13 protein-coding genes, 1 tRNA gene and 2 riboswitches are annotated in these 15,507 nt (G+C 69.8%); of the genes, 9 read left to right on the forward strand and 5 right to left on the reverse strand.

The genetic code is table 11. The annotated features are described in order from the left end of the window. Positions 1-15: 15 nt before the first annotated feature. On the reverse strand, positions 16-2,202 hold the full coding sequence (locus tag JOF40_RS08090) for an MMPL family transporter (protein ID WP_129185401.1): 2,187 nt from the start codon (positions 2,200-2,202) through the stop codon (positions 16-18). A 138-nt stretch (positions 2,203-2,340) separates the two neighbouring features. Between JOF40_RS08090 and JOF40_RS08095 the strand changes: the two genes are divergently transcribed. Together JOF40_RS08095 and JOF40_RS08100 are read left to right on the forward strand one after the other, a co-directional pair. Further along, positions 2,341-3,654 (forward strand): sensor histidine kinase, encoded by a 1,314-nt coding sequence (locus JOF40_RS08095; RefSeq protein WP_129185402.1) that lies wholly within the window; start codon positions 2,341-2,343, stop codon positions 3,652-3,654. Then, entirely contained in the window at positions 3,606-4,253 is a 648-nt protein-coding gene (locus JOF40_RS08100) for a response regulator (RefSeq protein ID WP_129185403.1), read from the forward strand. Before JOF40_RS08095 ends, JOF40_RS08100 begins: the two co-directional genes overlap by 49 nt. A gap of 4 nt (positions 4,254-4,257) precedes the next feature. On the opposite strand, the gene gluQRS is transcribed toward JOF40_RS08100, so the two are convergent. The 3 genes from gluQRS to JOF40_RS08115 are packed head-to-tail and all read right to left on the reverse strand — an operon-like array spanning position 4,258 to position 6,336. Next, positions 4,258-5,130: a tRNA glutamyl-Q(34) synthetase GluQRS gene (gluQRS, locus tag JOF40_RS08105; RefSeq protein ID WP_129185404.1), complete on the reverse strand. Its 873-nt coding sequence runs from the start codon at positions 5,128-5,130 to the stop codon at positions 4,258-4,260. After that, positions 5,127-5,627: a GNAT family N-acetyltransferase gene (locus JOF40_RS08110; protein WP_129185405.1), complete on the reverse strand. Its 501-nt coding sequence runs from the start codon at positions 5,625-5,627 to the stop codon at positions 5,127-5,129. Before JOF40_RS08110 ends, gluQRS begins: the two co-directional genes overlap by 4 nt. A gap of 28 nt (positions 5,628-5,655) precedes the next feature. Further along, the gene (locus tag JOF40_RS08115; RefSeq protein WP_188111898.1) at positions 5,656-6,336 is read right to left on the reverse strand and encodes an SGNH/GDSL hydrolase family protein; all 681 of its coding nucleotides are present in this window, start codon (positions 6,334-6,336) and stop codon (positions 5,656-5,658) included. 133 nt (positions 6,337-6,469) lie between these two features. Between JOF40_RS08115 and JOF40_RS08120 the strand changes: the two genes are divergently transcribed. From JOF40_RS08120 to JOF40_RS08150, 7 genes are all read left to right on the forward strand, one after another. Next, on the forward strand, positions 6,470-7,702 hold the full coding sequence (locus tag JOF40_RS08120; protein ID WP_129185407.1) for an ATP-binding protein: 1,233 nt from the start codon (positions 6,470-6,472) through the stop codon (positions 7,700-7,702). An 83-nt stretch (positions 7,703-7,785) separates the two neighbouring features. After that, a riboswitch (cobalamin riboswitch) is annotated at positions 7,786-7,968 on the forward strand. A 60-nt stretch (positions 7,969-8,028) separates the two neighbouring features. Continuing rightward, positions 8,029-9,024 (forward strand): ABC transporter substrate-binding protein, encoded by a 996-nt coding sequence (locus JOF40_RS08125; protein ID WP_129185408.1) that lies wholly within the window; start codon positions 8,029-8,031, stop codon positions 9,022-9,024. Continuing rightward, the gene (locus JOF40_RS08130) at positions 9,024-10,082 is read left to right on the forward strand and encodes a FecCD family ABC transporter permease (RefSeq protein WP_129185409.1); all 1,059 of its coding nucleotides are present in this window, start codon (positions 9,024-9,026) and stop codon (positions 10,080-10,082) included. The genes JOF40_RS08125 and JOF40_RS08130 overlap by 1 nt, the downstream gene beginning before the upstream one ends. Beyond that, positions 10,079-10,840 (forward strand): ABC transporter ATP-binding protein, encoded by a 762-nt coding sequence (locus tag JOF40_RS08135; RefSeq protein WP_129185410.1) that lies wholly within the window; start codon positions 10,079-10,081, stop codon positions 10,838-10,840. Before JOF40_RS08130 ends, JOF40_RS08135 begins: the two co-directional genes overlap by 4 nt. Next, the gene (locus JOF40_RS08140; RefSeq protein WP_129185411.1) at positions 10,837-11,481 is read left to right on the forward strand and encodes a (2Fe-2S) ferredoxin domain-containing protein; all 645 of its coding nucleotides are present in this window, start codon (positions 10,837-10,839) and stop codon (positions 11,479-11,481) included. Before JOF40_RS08135 ends, JOF40_RS08140 begins: the two co-directional genes overlap by 4 nt. A 25-nt stretch (positions 11,482-11,506) precedes the next feature. Next, a riboswitch (cobalamin riboswitch) is annotated at positions 11,507-11,738 on the forward strand. 142 nt (positions 11,739-11,880) lie between these two features. After that, positions 11,881-14,388 carry a ribonucleoside-diphosphate reductase subunit alpha gene (locus JOF40_RS08145; protein WP_129185412.1) on the forward strand — a complete coding sequence of 836 codons (2,508 nt, stop codon included), beginning with the start codon at positions 11,881-11,883 and terminating at the stop codon, positions 14,386-14,388. Continuing rightward, positions 14,385-15,371, forward strand: a complete 987-nt coding sequence (locus tag JOF40_RS08150; protein ID WP_129185804.1) for a ribonucleotide-diphosphate reductase subunit beta — start codon at positions 14,385-14,387, stop codon at positions 15,369-15,371. The genes JOF40_RS08145 and JOF40_RS08150 overlap by 4 nt, the downstream gene beginning before the upstream one ends. 39 nt (positions 15,372-15,410) lie before the next feature. On the opposite strand, the gene JOF40_RS08155 is transcribed toward JOF40_RS08150, so the two are convergent. After that, a tRNA-Glu gene (locus JOF40_RS08155) sits at positions 15,411-15,483 on the reverse strand. Positions 15,484-15,507: the final 24 nt, after the last annotated feature.

Raw genomic sequence — 15,507 nt, forward strand, 5'->3', positions numbered from 1 at the left:
CATCGTGCCCGAAGGTCAGGCGGGCTGCAGACCCGCAGGCTCGGGCTCATGGTCGTCCTCCTCAGTGCGGCGGACGTCGCCCAGGCCCTGCAGGCGTCCCTTGAACCCCAGCAGGAGCGCCGGCAGCAGCACGAGCCGCACGACGGTCGCGTCGAGCAGGATCGCGACCGACAGCCCGACGCCCATCTGCTTCATCTCCAGCAGGTCGAGCGTCGCGAACACCGCGAACACCGACACCATGACCGCGGCGGCGCTGGTCACGACGCTCGCCGTGTCCCGGACGCCGTGCTCGACCGCGGCCTCGTACGGGAGACCGCGGCGCAGCCCCTCGCGCACCCGGCTCAGCACGAACACGTGGTAGTCCATCGACAGGCCGACCAGCACCACGAAGCAGAACAGCGGGATCCAGTCGACGACGAACCCCGACGACGTGTAGCCCAGCAGGCCGTCGGCCCACGAGTGCTGGAACACCAGGGTCAGGACGCCGAACGCCGCACCGACCGACAGCAGGTTGAGCGCCGTCGTGATGAGGGCCAGCGTGAGGTTGCGGAACGTCCACATCATCATCAGGGCGGTCAGTGCCAGCACGAACCCGATGACCAGCGGGAGCCGCGACGTCTGGTGCTCGTAGTCGTACGTCTCGGCGACGCCGCCGCCGACCGCAGAGGTGACGCCGGGCAAATCGCGGACGGCATTCCTGACGGTGACATCGCGCAGCTGCTCGACGGCTCGGTCGTTGCGGGGGTCGCCGTCACGGTGCGCGGCCGACATCGTCAGGGCCAGCGTGCGCCCGTCCTTCGAGGCCCGGACGTCCTGGTCGCCGGCATCGGTGACGCCGGACGAGACGGCGTCCGCCGCGATGTCACCCAGCGCCGATCGCGCGGCGTCCGCACCGCCCCGCGTGGTCTTCAGGACGACCTCGAACGTCGGGTGCTCGGACGGGAAGCTCTGCTGCACGCGCTGGAAGGCCTGCACGGCGGGGATGTCCTGCGGCAGCGCGTCGACCGTCGACTGGTGGGTCGACATGCCGAGCGCGGGCACGGCCAGCGCGACGAGCGCCCCCACGGCCAGCGCGGCGGACAGGAAGGGCCGGCGGACGACCGGTCCGACCAGACGGCTGCTGATGCCGCCGGTGCCGATGCGGCGGTTGAGCCGCCACAGCAGGGGGATGCGGGGACGGTCGACGAAACGTCCGAACGCCACCAGCATCGCCGGCAGCACCGTCAGGGAGCCGACGATCGCGACCAGGACCACGATGATCGCGCCGGCGGCGATGGAGGTGAAGACGGGCTCGCCCGACAGGAACAGCCCCGACATCGCGACCATCACGGCGAATCCCGACACGACGACGGCGCGTCCGGCGGTGGCTGCAGCGATCTCGACCGCGTCGATCGTGGAGCGTCCGCGCTGACGTTCCTCCCGCTCGCGCTTGAGGTAGAACAGCGAGTAGTCGACGCCGACGGCCATGCCGATCAGCAGCACGATGTTGGCGACCGATCCGGAGTCGGGGGCGAGGTACGACAGCGGCGCGTAGAGGCCGAGCGCCGTGACGACCGAGGTGATCGCCAGCAGCACGGGGATGCCCGCGGCGATGAACGCGCCGAACGCGACCAGCATGATCAGGAACGTGATCGGCAGGCTCGACGTCTCGGCGGTCGCGAGGTCCTCGCCGACCTTGTCGTTCACGCCCGCGTCGAGGGACGCCGCGCCGGCCTGTTGCACGTCCAGCTCGGGATGGTCCTCCTGCACGCGCTCAGTGGCCCGGATCAGCGCGCCGACGTGATCGGCGGCCGTCTCGGCGTCACCGGTCATCTCGATCGGCACCAGGACGGCGTCCTTCTTCGGTGACACGACGGGCGGGCCGACGTCCGAGACGCCCTTGACGTCCGTGGCCGCCCTGCTGACCTGCGTCGCCACGGAGGAGGCGCGGTCGAGGTCGAGCGGCCCGCTCGGGGCCGTGATGAGCACCGACTCGGTCGGGCTGGCGACCAGGCCGGCGTCGTCGAGCATCGCGGCGGCCCGGCCGGACTCGCCGACGCGGAAGCTGTCGTCGGGCAGGGTGCGGCCGGGCACGAGGGACGACAGGGCGACGGCGACCGCGACGAGCGCGAACCACCCGCCGATCGCACGCCAGGGGTGCGTCGCGCTCCAACGGGCGACGCGGACGGTCGAGGCTCTGCGGGGACTGGGTGGGCGAGACATCGAGGTCTCCTCTGGGAGGCGGGGTGGGTTGCCTCCAGCCTCGTGATCCGGTGCCCCGCGCACGATGGTGCTGGGACCCGCTGTCGAGGTGGGTCCAGGCCCACTGTGGTCGGCGCTCACGTCTGGGAGGCTCGAGCCATGACCACTCCGATCGCCTTGGCTGTGCCGCGCCGCGAGAGCTTCGTCGCCGGCCTGCGCCGCCGCGTCGCGCTCACCGGGGTCTCGCTGGGATACGTCCTGCTGGCACCCCTCGCCCTCGTGATGCTGTGCGCGCTGACGACGGCCCTCAGCGTCGCGGTCGTCGGCGTCGGTCTCGTGCTGCTCCTGGTGCTGGTGCCGCTGACCGGGCAGCTGGCGGGGCTGCACCGCCGGCTGGCCGGACGGCTGCTGGGCGTCACGATCGACACGCCCTACGCCCCGGCGCGCACGGGATCGTGGTGGGCCCGCCTGCGCGGGTGGGCCGCTGACCCCGCTCGCTGGCGCGACGTCGCCTGGACGTACGTGTCGGTGACGCTCGGCTGGGCGCTCGCGTGGCTCGGCTTTGGCCTGGGGCTCGCGGTGGTCTGGTACGCGGTCTTCCCGGGCGTCTACGCGCTGGTGCCCGAGGGGGCCCTCGCGAACGACTACGGCTTCGTCAACCTCGACACCCAGTCGGAGGCGTACCTCAACTGGGTCCTGGTGCCGGTCGTTTTCGCGCTGTGGTGGTGGCTCGAGCCCGTCCTCGTCCGCTGGATCGCGCAGCTCGACCGGGCGATGCTGGCACCGTCGCGGGCGGCGCTCGAACGGCGCGTGGCCGAGGTGTCGCAGTCGCGGGCCGAGTCGATCGACCACTCGGCCGCCGAGCTGCGGCGCATCGAGCGCGACCTGCACGACGGGGCCCAGGCGCGGCTCGTGGCGCTCGGCATGAACCTCGGACTGGCCCAGGAGCTCCTGGCGGACGACCCCGATGCGGCAGCTCGCCTCATCGCGGAGGCGCGCGCCGTGACGACGTCCGCCCTCGGCGACCTGCGGTCGGTCGTGCGCGGCATCCACCCGCCGGTGCTGGCCGACCGGGGACTGGCCGGCGCGGTCCAGGCGTTGGCGCTCGACATGTCGTTGCCGGTCTCGGTCACGGTCGTGCTGCCGGGACGTCCGCCTGCCCCCGTCGAGTCGGCCATGTACTTCGCCACGACCGAGCTGCTGGCCAACGTCGTCAAGCACGCGGGTGCCCGCCGGGCGTCGATCGACGTCGGGCACGACGGGCGGGTGCTGCGGGTCGTCGTCGAGGACGACGGTGCCGGCGGTGCCTCGGTGTCGTCGGGATCGGGCCTGGCCGGGGTGGGTCGACGGCTCGCGGCGTTCGACGGCACGATGGTCGTGGCCAGTCCCGCCGGGGGACCGACCACGATCACCCTGGAGGTGCCGTGCGCGTTGTCATCGCCGAGGACCTCGCCCTCCTCCGGGACGGCCTGACCCGGCTGCTCGAGGCGTACGGCTGCGAGGTCGTCGCGGCCGTCGAGGACGCGGTCGCCCTCGCCGAGGCGCTTCGCGTGCACGAGCCGGACATCGCGGTCGTCGACGTGCGGATGCCGCCGACGTTCACCGACGAGGGGCTGCGGGCCGCGATCGCTGCGCGTGCCGAGCGTCCTGGGCTTCCGGTCCTGGTGCTGTCGCAGTACGTCGAGCAGCTGTACGCGCGAGAGCTGCTGAGCAGCGGTGACGGGGCGGTGGGCTACCTGCTCAAGGACCGGGTGGCCGATGTCGCGACCTTCGTCGACGCGGTGCGCACCGTGGCCGCCGGCGGGACGGTGCTCGACCCCGAGGTCGTGTCGGCGCTCATCGCCCGTGCGCCCGACGACGGGCCGGTGTCGCGGCTGACCCCGCGGGAGCGCGAGGTGCTGGGCCTCATGGCGGAGGGTCGCTCGAACGCCGCGATCGCCGCAGCCCTGTTCGTCACCGAGAAGGCCATCAGCAAGCACACCAGCAACATCTTCATGAAGCTCGACCTCGACCCCGACGACGACAGCAGCAACCGCCGGGTCATGGCCGTCATCGCCTACCTGCAGGCGTGAGGTCTCACGTCCGTTCCGGGTCGAAGATCCAGGGCGCGCGGGGGATGGCGGCGACGTCGAACGTCCGCAGCAGCTCGTGCGGCGTCGAGCCCTCGAGGCCCAGCGAGGCCGCGATGAGCGCAAGGACGTCGACGCCCCGGGCCTCGAGCTCGCTGCGCGACACCGCCCCGTCGCGCTTCGCGAGCCGCTGGCCCGCGGAGTTGAGCGCCAGGGGCACGTGCACGTACGTCGGGGGAGTGGCACCTAGGAGCGTCGCGAGGTAGGCCTGCCGTGGTGCCGAGCTCAGCAGGTCGTCGCCGCGCACGACCTGGTCGATGCCCTGCTGGGCGTCGTCGACCACGACCGCGAGGTTGTAGGCGACTGCGCCGTCTCCTCGGCGCAGCACGACGTCGTCGACCACGCCGCTGAACGCACCGTGGAGCTCGTCGTCGACCGTGAACGTCGACACCTCCGCGCGCAGGCGCAGGGCCGCGGGACGGTCGCGACGTCGCTCGTCGCGCTCGGCCTCCGTGAGGTCGCGGCACGTCCCCGGATAGGCACCCGGCGGGGCGTGGGGTGCCGAGGGCGCGTCGAGGATCTCGCGGCGCGTGCAGAAGCACTCGAAGACGAGGCCACGTCCGGCCAACGAGGCCAGCGCGGCGTCGTAGAGGCGAGCCCGCTCCGACTGGCGCACGACCGGGCCGTCCCAGTCGAGGCCGATGGCCGCCAGGTCGTCCAGCTGGCGCTGCTCGGCCCCCTCGCGCACCCGGTCGAGGTCCTCGACGCGCAGGACGAAGGAGCGTCCGGTCGATCGTGCGCACAGCCAGGCCAGCAGGGCCGTGCGCAGGTTGCCGACGTGCAGGTCGCCCGACGGCGACGGCGCGAACCGGCCGGTCACTCGAGGCCGAGCCGCGAGCGCTCCTCGACCTGACCCTCCCACACGAAACGCAGGGTCTCGGTCGACTTCTCGTACGAGCGGTAGACCTCGTCGAGCTGGTAGCCGTGGCGCTCGTAGACGGCTTGTGCGCGGGTGTTGGTGTGCGCGGTGCTCAGCTCGACGGCGACGGCTCCGGCATCGGCGGCCATGCGGGCGACGGTCTGCAGCAGCTCGTCGACGGCTCCCGTGCCGCGGGCGTGCTCGACGACGTAGAGGTCGTTGAGCACCCAGACCCTCGCGAGACGGGTGGACGAGAAGAAGGGGTATATCTGCGCGAAGCCGACGACCTCGTCGTCGTCGAGGCCCAGCAGGACGATGGACTCGTCGCGCACGATGCGAGCAGCCAGGAACGCCCCCGCCTTGGCGGTGTCGTAGGGCTCCCCGTAGAACTCACGGTAGGCCGCGAAGAGCTGGGCGGCCTCGAGCACGTCGGCGAGCTCGGCGCGGATGACGGTCACCCGTCCAGCCTCCCACGAACCGGCCGGTTCAGGGCGCTGACGCGATGGCCCGTCGCATCGTCTCGGCCAGGTACGCGGCACCCTCGCGGTTGGGGTGCTTGTCGTCGAGCGTCATGCGCGACGGGAGCGTGCGGGTCTCGACGTACGTGAAGCCCTCGTGCTTGCGGTTGGCGAACAGCCGCATGTAGCCCTGGATGCGGTAGCCGCGCTTGCGGTCGGCCTTGCCCCACGGCGACACCAGCAGCACGTGGCTGCGCGGGATGCCCAGCGCGTCGACGCGGGCCCCCAGGCGGTCGAGGTACGCCCCGATGCCCTTCTTCTGCTGGGCCTTGGTCAAGGTCTTCTTGGTGTTCGTGCTCGTGCACCCGTACATGTCGTTGCGACCGCCCTGGATGATGACGTAGTCGACCTTGGTCAGTGCCTGCAGCCGCTGCCCGTAGGTCGTGCCGAGGCACTTGTTGCCGCGCACGTTCATGCCCGATCCTGCCTCCGCCAGGGTGCGCACCGAGGCGGACAGCTCGCGGCCGAGCATGGCCCACCACCCGTCCGAGACGCTGCCGGGCTCGTCGCGGAACCATGACGTGATGGAGTCGCCGACCACGATGATGCTGGGTCCGGTCGGTGCCGGGTCGGCGGCGTTCGCCGGAGCTGCGAGGACGACGGTAGACGTCACGACGGCAGCGACGGACAGGGCGAGGGCGCGGAGCATAGGGAGAAGGCCTCTGGTCGGTGGGGAGGTCCGCACATCGTACGTCGTGGGGGTTGCGGGGCGACGCGGCTGGACAACCGAACAACTTGTTAAGTTTAACTCCTTGTCACGGTGGTGTGTTAAATTTAACAGCATGCGCACTGCCGTCGAGAACCCGTTCGTGCCTGGATCGGACACGATCCCTGAGGTGTGGGCCGGTCGCACGAGCCAGGTCGGCGACTTCGAGAACGTCGTCCGGCCGCGGCGGATGGCGGGCCTGTCCGAGCGGGGACGCACGATCTTGGGAGAACCGGGACTGGGCAAGTCGACTTTGGTGCGCCGGTTGGCTGAGCGTGCTCGTCGCAACCACGGCGACTGGACAACCGCACAGCTGCGGATGCCGGTGGGTGCCGATCCGCTGCAGATCGTCGCGACTGCACTGCTGGGCCTGGCTGCGGATGCCGGGTTGGCGGCGGCCACGGAGAAGCGCTTGCGCACGCTGATCGACCGGGTCAAGGCGATCTCGGTCGCCGGGTGGGGGCTCACGCTCGAGCCCACTGCCGGGCCCCAGCCGTTCGTTGCGCTGACGGACCTGCTGATCGAGATCGGGCTGGCCGCGCACGAGCAGAAGCGGCTGGTGATGATCCACGTTGACGAGGTGCAGAACATCACCGACCAGGCGGCGTTGTCGCAGCTGCTGGTCTGCCTCGGTGACGCGTTGACGTACGAGCACACCGTCGTCGTTCCTGGAGGGGCACACATCGACCGGGTGCTGCCGGTAGCGGTCTATCTGACAGGGCTGCCGGACTTCGACGACATGGCCGGCGCGCGCAAGGGTGCCACGTTCACGCGCCGCTTCAAGACGATCACGCTGGCACCGATCTCCGACGACGACTTCAAGCTGGCATTGACATCTTTCCTGGACCCCGGGTGGCCGGTCGAGGTCGACGGGTTGCCGGCGACGGTTCGGATGACGCAGGAGGCGCGGGACGCGATCGTTGCCTGCTGCTGCGGGGAGCCGTTCCTCTTCCAGCTGGCAGGGCAGGAAGCCTGGTACGCGTCGCCGGACTCGCCGCTGATCACCGTCGACGACGTGCGCCAGGGGTGGGAGGAGGCCAAGCCCGAGGCGGTGACGCACGTGGAGCGCATCCTCGGGCGTCTGCCCGAGCGGGAGCAGCAGCTGATCCGGGCGATGTCCCTCCTCGACCCGCAAGAGCGCACCGCGTCGGCGATCGCCGCCCGGATGGGGTTCGACTCAGCGACGCAGATCGGCCCGTTCGCGTCCCGTCTCGATACGGTGCGGGGGATCATCAACCGCGGCAAGCCGTACTCGTTCCGCCATCGCGCGATCGAGGCGTACCTGACGACGGAGTGGCCGCACATCTGAGACAGGGCGGGACGTGGAGCCAGCGGCATACCCGCCCCGGCGGGTTGCTGAGACGCACGCCACATCGTCACTCGACGGATCGCTGCTAGATTGCGACGGCCAGTCAACTCAGTGATGAGCCAGGGAACCCGGTGTGAGTCCGGGACTGTCGCGCAGCGGTGAGGGTGACGGGCGGAGCACGAGGCCACTGGACCGATACGGGTCTGGGAAGGCGCGCCGCCTGGTTGATCCCGAGTCCGAAGACCTGCTGGCCGTGGACCCGATCGTCCGCGTCACCCACTCACCAGGCTTCGCGAAAAAGCCTTCGGACTCGGAAGAGATCTCTCATGACGTCATCTCGTCGTACCCTGCTGCCCCCTGCCCTCCTGGTCGCCGCGGCGCTCTGCCTGTCCGCCTGCGGCGGTGCTCCGGAGGCGGAGAAGACCGCCGCGGCCGACTCCGCCGACCACCCCGTCAAGGCCACGAGCTGCGGGTTCACGTCCACCGTCGCCGCCGCGCCCGAGCGGGCCGTGACGATGAACCAGGGCGCCACGGAGGTCATGCTGGCGCTCGGTCTCGAGGACCGGCTCGCCGGTACGGCATACCTCGACGACTCCGTGCCGACCAAGTGGCAGAAGGCCTACGACTCGGTGAAGGTCCTCTCCAAGGAGTACCCCGACCACGAGAGCCTGCTGGCGGCCCGGCCCGACTTCGTCTACGCGTCGTACATCAGCGCCTTCGATCCCGAGGTCGCCGGCTCGCCCGCCGAGCTGGCCACGCTCGACATCGGCTCCTACAACTCTCCCCTCGGGTGCGGTGACAACGACCTTCCCGCCGTCTCGTTCGACACGGTCTGGGACGAGATCGAGACCGTCGCCACGGTCTTCGGGGTCCCCGAGCGCGCCGATGCGATCAAGGCCGAGCAGCAGAAGGCCCTCGGGACCCTGGCGAAGCAGGGCGCCGGCGACGGTGTCGACGTCTTCTGGTTCGACTCCGGCGACAAGACCCCGCTGGCCGGGGCGGGAGAGGGCGGGCCGCAGCTGATCCTCGACGCGGTCGGAGCCACGAACCTGTTCTCCGACCTGAAGGGCGGCTGGGCCGACGTCAGCTGGGAGCGGGTCGTCAAGGCCGACCCCGACGTCATCGTGCTCGGCGACGCGAGCTGGTCGTCGGCGGACGACAAGATCGCCCTCCTGCAGAAGGATCCGGCCCTCAAGCAGCTCGAGGCCGTGCGCGAGAAGCGGTTCGTGGTGCTGCCGTACTCCGAGACCACCCCCGGCGTGCGTCTGGCCGACGGCGCGCAGGCCGTGGCCGACGGGCTCGACGCGCTCGACCTGCGCTGATGCACCAACAGGTCAGCCCGCGGTCTGCCGGGACCGCGGGCACGGCAGCCCCGTTCGCGCTGCTCGGGGTGGTGCTGGTCGGGACGATGACCGTCGCCCTCGGCATCGGGGCGGTCGGCATCCCGGTGCCCACGGTCGTCGACGTCCTCCTGCAGCGCCTCGGCGCAGGTGTCGACGTGTCGGCGCTCGACGACCAGATCGTCTGGCAGCTGCGGATGCCGCGGGTGCTCGGTGCCGCCGCGACGGGGGCAGGCCTCGCGCTGTGCGGTGCCGTGCTCCAGTCGTTGACCCGCAACGACCTCGCCGATCCCTACCTGCTGGGCATCTCCGGCGGGGCGACCGTCGGTGCCGTCAGCGTCATCGTCCTGGGAGTCAGCCTGGCCGGTCTGGTCTCGGCCACGATGATCACGCTCGGGGCCTTCGCGGGGGCGTTGGCGGCGATGGCGCTGGTGCTGGCCCTGGCGACGGGACGGTCGGGGGCGCTGCCGCCGGGACGCACTGTGCTGGCCGGTGTCGCGATCGGCCAGATCTGCGCGGCGTACACGTCGTTCGTCGTCATCATGTCGGGCGACCACGACGCAGCACGCCGGGTGCTGAGCTGGACGCTGGGATCGCTGGCCGGGCTGCGCTGGCACTCGTCGCTGTTCCTGTGCGTGGCGGCGCTCGTCGCGGGCGTCCTGATCATGGCGTTCACGTCGGACCTCGACGCCTTCGCGTTCGGTGAGTCGTCGGCCGGGTCGTTGGGCGTCTCGATCACCGCGACCCGGTGGACGCTGCTGGTCGGGACGGCCCTGCTGACGGCCTCGCTCGTGGCGTTCACGGGAGCCATCGGTTTCGTGGGGCTCGTGGTGCCGCACGTCGTCCGACTCGTGTGGGGTCCGCTGCACCGACGGCTGCTCCCGCTCAGCGCCCTGCTCGGCGCGATCCTGCTCGTGTGGGCCGACACCATCGCGCGGTCACTCGTGTCTGGCCAGGAGATCCCCATCGGCGTCGTCACCGCCGTGGTGGGAGCGCCGTTCTTCGCCTGGTTCCTGCGGCGCGAGGGGAGGGACGCATGAGGGTCGTCGTCGACGCCGTCGACTGGGGTGTCAAGGACGGTCTGATCCTGCACGACGTCTCGGCCGAGTTCCCCGATGGCAGCGTCACCGGGCTGATCGGTCCGAACGGGTCGGGCAAGACGTCGCTCCTGCACGTCGTTGCGGGCCTGCGGCGTCCCGAGCGGGGGACGGTGCGCATGGCGGACGATGACGTGCACGCGTGGCCCGACCGTGTGCGGGCGCGCCGGGTGGCGTTGCTCGAGCAGCACGCGTCCACGACGCTCGACCTGACGGTCCGGCAGGTCGTCGAGCTCGGTCGCGTGCCGCACCGCGGACGCTGGCCGGGTCGTCTCGACGAGGGACACGAGCAGGTGGAGGAGTCGCTGCGCCTCGGCCGCGTCGCCGACCTGGCCGACCGGCGGTGGCAGACGCTCTCGGGTGGCGAGCGTCAACGGGTGCAGCTGGCTCGTGCTCTGGCGCAGGAGCCGTCGGTGCTGATGCTCGACGAGCCGACCAACCACCTCGACCTGCGGCACCAGATCGACTTCTTGTCGACCGTCAAGGCGCTCGGCATCACGACGATCGCGGCCCTGCACGACCTCGACCTCGCGGCGGCGTTCTGCGACCGCCTCGTCGTGATGCGCGACGGGCACGTCGTCGCGGCCGGACCGGTCGAGGACGTCCTCTCGGCCGAGCTCGTGCACGACGTCTACGGCGTCCGGGCGACGGTCGACCACCACGAGGCGGCCGGCCGTCTGCACGTGGTGTGGCACCGATGACTGCGCTGGTGCTCGTGGGCATGTCGATCGCCGAGGTGAACGACCGCCACGTCCTCGCGGCTCGCGCCGCGGACGAGGGCGCGACGGTCGCGTTCCTGCAGCACGGGGAGCCGTCGCTGGTCGACGAGCTCACCCGCCTGGCCGGCGACGGGGTCGACGTCATCCGCCTCGAGCCCGTCGTGCTGACGGATGCCCGGTCGCCGGGGCGGTCGTGGGTGCGCCGGGTCGCGGGGCACTGGCTGCGCGAGGCGCGCCGGCGTCCGACGATCCTGGTCGGCGGCACACCTGTCACGGGGGAGGAAGCCGCACTCACGTCATCCGCGTGGGAGCACGTGCCGGGACACTCCCGGCACCTGCTGGTGTGCCGCGGCCCGCGGTGCTCGGCCCGTGGGGCCCAGCAGACGTCCGAGGCGTTCGACTCGGCGCTCCGCGAGGCGGGGCTCGGCGACGACGACGTGCTGGTCACGCAGACCGGCTGCCTGTTCCCGTGCAACCAGGCACCCGTCGTCGTGCTGCACCCCGACGACGCGTGGTTCGGCGGGGTCGACGAGGCGGCAGCGCGACGCATCGTGATCGAGCGGCTGGGCTGGGGACTGTCTGTCAGCGATCTGCTGCTGCCGCGCAAGAAACACCAGATCTAGTAGTTACAAGCGTGTGGTTTCCATATACAGTGGTTGACGCAGCTGGTTCGGCTCCTCAGCCAGGGGAGTCGTGGCAACAGGGAACCCGGTGAAAATCCGGGACTGCCCCGCAGCGGTAAGTGGGAACGACCTTCGTCATCAGCACTGGGACTCGTCTGCATCGTCAGGCGGCCTGGGAAGCGACGAACAGTAGGCGGCGGCGCGCGAGCGTCGCCTGGCCCGTGAGTCCGAAGACCTGCCAGTGCCGCACCGTCCAGACGACGGTGTGGGTCCGCGACCTCGTGGGAAGGTCAGGGGATCAGGTCGTGCTGCCACGTCTCCGACACCGGAGCCGACCCCTCCTCTGCACCCCTCAGGCTCGGACTGCGTCCACGCACCAGTTCACGAGGGGTGAACCGCATGACCATCACAGTCATCAAGCGCGACGGATCGCGCGCACCGTACGACGGCTACGAGATCGCCAGGTCCATCGAAGAGGCCAGCACAGGGCTCGACGACCAGGTCGCCCGCGTCACGCAGCTGCAGTCTGAGCTCGAGATCACGCTGTTCGACGGCATCACGAGCGAGCAGCTGGACGAGGCTGTCGTCCAGGTCGCGCTGCAGAACGTCAAGGACGACCCGGCGTTCGACACCATCGCGTCGCGCCTGCTGGTCAAGACGCTCTACAAGAAGATCTTCGGCGAGGGCGTGACCCGCGACGAGGTCTACTCCTTCCACGGTCCGGCCTTCGTCGCCTCGGTGCTGCGGGGTGTCGAGCTGGACCTGCTCGACGCGCGCCTGGCCGAACTGTTCGACCTCGAGGTGCTGGGTGCCGCGCTCGACCCCGACCGCGACGACCTGATCCGCTACATCGGTGCCCAGACCATGCGCACGCGCTACATGATCTGCGAGCCCGACGGCACACCGCTGGAGGTGCCGCAGTTCTTCTGGATGCGCGTCGCGATGGGCCTGTCGCTCAACGAGGCCGATCCCACGGCGTCCGCGATCGCCTTCTACGACAAGATGTCACGGCTCGAGTACCTCGCCGCGGGTTCGACGCTCGTCAACGCCGGGACGTCGTATAGCCAGCTCTCCAACTGCTTCGTGATGCAGATGGAGGACGACATCGAGCACATCGCCAAGAGCGTCCGCGACGTCATGTGGCTGACGAAGGGCACCGGTGGCATCGGCATGTCGGTCAGCAAGCTGCGCTCCGAGGGCTCGCCGATCCGGTCCAACAACACGTCGTCGACCGGGCCGATCCCGTTCATGCACACGATCGACTCCACGCTGCGGGCCATCAGCCGCGGCGGCAAGAAGTTCGGTGCCCTCTGCTTCTACATGGAGAACTGGCACCTCGACTTCGCCCAGTTCCTCGACCTGCGGGCCAACTCCGGCGACCCGTACCGGCGCACCCGCACCGCCAACACCGCGGTGTGGATCTCCGACGAGTTCATGAAGCGCGTGCAGGACGACGGCGACTGGTTCCTGTTCGACCCACTCGACGTCCCCGACCTGACCGAGCTGTACGGCGCGGCCTTCTCGGCCCGCTACGCCGAGTACGTCGCGATGGCCGAGGCGGGACAGCGGCGGCACAAGAAGCTGCGCGCCCGCGAGCAGTTCCGCGCGATCCTGGTGTCGCTGCAGGCCAGTTCCCACCCGTGGCTGACGTGGAAGGACACCATCAACACCCGCGCGCTCAATCACAACACCGGCACGATCCACCTGTCGAACCTCTGCACCGAGATCACGCTGCCGCAGGACCGCGACAACGTGGCGGTCTGCAACCTCGCGTCGATCAACCTCTCGCGGCACGTGACCGGACGGCGCCAGCAGGCCCGCATCGATTGGATGCGTCTGGCCGAGTCGACCCGGCTCGCGGTGCGTCAGCTCGACAACCTGATCGACATCACGATCTCGTCGGTGCCGGAGTCGGAGCACTCCAATGCGATGAACCGCGCGCTCGGCCTCGGCGTCATGGGTTTCACCGACATCGTCGAGCGCTTCGGCCACTCGTACGAGTCGGAGCAGTCGTACGAGCTGATGGACGAGATCATGGAGTTCATCAGCTGGCACGCCATCGACGCCTCCGCCGACCTAGCGCGTGAGCGTGGGGCTTACCCCAACTTCGAGGGGTCGCGCTGGAGCCAGGGGATGGTGCCGATCGACTCGATCGACCTGCTCGAGTCTGATCGCGGTGTGCCGGTCGACGTCGACCGCACGACCCGGCTCGACTGGGAGTCGCTGCGGGGCAAGGTCTCGGCCGGTATCCGCAACTCCACGCTGATGGCGATCGCCCCGACGGCGTCCATCGGCCTCGTGGCCGGTACGACACCGGGGCTCGACCCGCAGTTCAGCCAGATCTTCAGCCGCGCGACGAGCTCGGGCAAGTTCCTCGAGGTCAACCGCAACCTCGTCGAGGACCTGCGCGCGCTCGGCCTGTGGGAGCAGGTACGCGAAGACCTGCTGCGCCACCAGGGCGACCTGTCGAAGGTGGAGGGGGTCCCGGCCGAGCTGCAGGAGATCTACCGGACAAGCTTCCAGCTGTCGCCCTACGCGTTCATCAACGTCGCGGCCCGCGCCCAGAAATGGATCGACCAGGCCATCAGCCGCAACATCTACCTGCAGAGTCGTGATGTCGGCGAGATGGTCGAGCTGTACGCCGCCGCGTGGCGCATGGGCGTCAAGACGACGTACTACCTGCACATGATGCCCAGGCACACCGCCGAGCAGAGCACCGTCAAGGTCAACAAGGCCGAGGCCTCGACCTCCGCCGGAGGAGCGGCGCGTCGCGGCTTCGGCGCGGCGAGGACGACCCCGCCCCTTGAGCCTGTCGAAAGGGCCGACCGCGTCGAGCTCGACGTGATCGACGGTGCCGCCTGCCCGGTCGATCCGCAGGAACGACTGAACTGCGAGTCGTGCCAGTGAGCGGCGGCATCCTCGGGACCGGCATCCGCGAGGGGCTCCTGCTCAAGCCCGTCACCTACCAGTGGGCCATGGATCTGTACGACCAGGCGGTCGCCAACACGTGGTTCCCCAACGAGATCCAGCTCGGCGAGGATCTCGCCGACTTCGAGCGGATGAGCGACGAGGAGCGTCACGCGCTGACGTTCCTGATGAGCTACTTCAACCCCAACGAGCTGCTCGTCAACAAGGCGCTGGCGTTCGGCGTCTACCCGTACGTCAACGCCGCCGAGTGCCATCTCTACCTCGCCAAGCAGATGTGGGAGGAGGCCAATCACTGCATGAGCTTCGAGTACGTCCTCGAGACGTTCCCGATCGACCGCGAGGCCGCCTACGACTCGCACGTCACGGTGCCGTCGATGGCTGCCAAGGAGGAGTTCGAGATCCGCTTCATCACGCGGATGACCGAGCAGACCCTCGACATCACGACGACCGAGGGCAAGCAGGACTTCGTCCGCAACCTCGTGGCGTACAACGTGATTCTCGAGGGCATCTGGTTCTACTCGGGCTTCATGGTGGCGCTGAGCTTTCGGCAACGCAACCTCCTGCGTAACTTCGCGTCGCTGATCGACTGGGTCGTGCGCGACGAGAGCCTGCACCTGAAGTTCGGCATCAACCTGATCCTGACGGTGCTGGAGGAGAACCCCGACGTCGCGACGGAGGAGTTCGCCGCCGAGATCCAGCAGATGATCCTCGACGCCGTCGACATGGAGGAGGCCTACAACCGGGACCTCCTGCCGAGCGGCATCCTCGGTCTCAACGCCGACTACATCAACCAGTACGTGCGTTACCTGGCGGACCGGCGGCTCGAGGAGCTCGGCTTCGGGCCGCACTACAACGTCGCCAACCCGGCGAAGTGGATGGCCACGGCCAACGACACGTTGCAGCTCGTGAACTTCTTCGAGTCGACCAACACGTCGTACGAGGTCAATGCCAAGCAGGCCTGACGTGGATCGCCTGCCGAGGAGCGGTCACGGACTGCTGAGCACCCCCAACGGGATTCGAACCCGTGCTACCGCCGTGAAAGGGCGGCGTCCTAGGCCGCTAGACGATGGGGGCCGGAACCCGATCAGCATAATGGAC

Origin of the sequence: Aeromicrobium fastidiosum, from assembly GCF_017876595.1 — a bacterium.
GTDB lineage: Bacteria > Actinomycetota > Actinomycetes > Propionibacteriales > Nocardioidaceae > Aeromicrobium > Aeromicrobium fastidiosum.

Bases quoted from the DNA above. Each gene is read 5' to 3' on its own strand.
- JOF40_RS08090 (WP_129185401.1), bottom strand. From the start codon at position 2,202: ATGTCTCGCCCACCCAGTCCCCGCAGAGCCTCGACCGTCCGCGTCGCC.
- JOF40_RS08095 (WP_129185402.1), top strand. From the start codon at position 2,341: ATGACCACTCCGATCGCCTTGGCTGTGCCGCGCCGCGAGAGCTTCGTC.
- JOF40_RS08115 (WP_188111898.1), bottom strand. From the start codon at position 6,336: ATGCTCCGCGCCCTCGCCCTGTCCGTCGCTGCCGTCGTGACGTCTACC.
- JOF40_RS08120 (WP_129185407.1), top strand. From the start codon at position 6,470: ATGCGCACTGCCGTCGAGAACCCGTTCGTGCCTGGATCGGACACGATC.
- JOF40_RS08125 (WP_129185408.1), top strand. From the start codon at position 8,029: ATGACGTCATCTCGTCGTACCCTGCTGCCCCCTGCCCTCCTGGTCGCC.
- JOF40_RS08130 (WP_129185409.1), top strand. From the start codon at position 9,024: ATGCACCAACAGGTCAGCCCGCGGTCTGCCGGGACCGCGGGCACGGCA.
- JOF40_RS08135 (WP_129185410.1), top strand. From the start codon at position 10,079: ATGAGGGTCGTCGTCGACGCCGTCGACTGGGGTGTCAAGGACGGTCTG.
- JOF40_RS08140 (WP_129185411.1), top strand. From the start codon at position 10,837: ATGACTGCGCTGGTGCTCGTGGGCATGTCGATCGCCGAGGTGAACGAC.
- JOF40_RS08145 (WP_129185412.1), top strand. From the start codon at position 11,881: ATGACCATCACAGTCATCAAGCGCGACGGATCGCGCGCACCGTACGAC.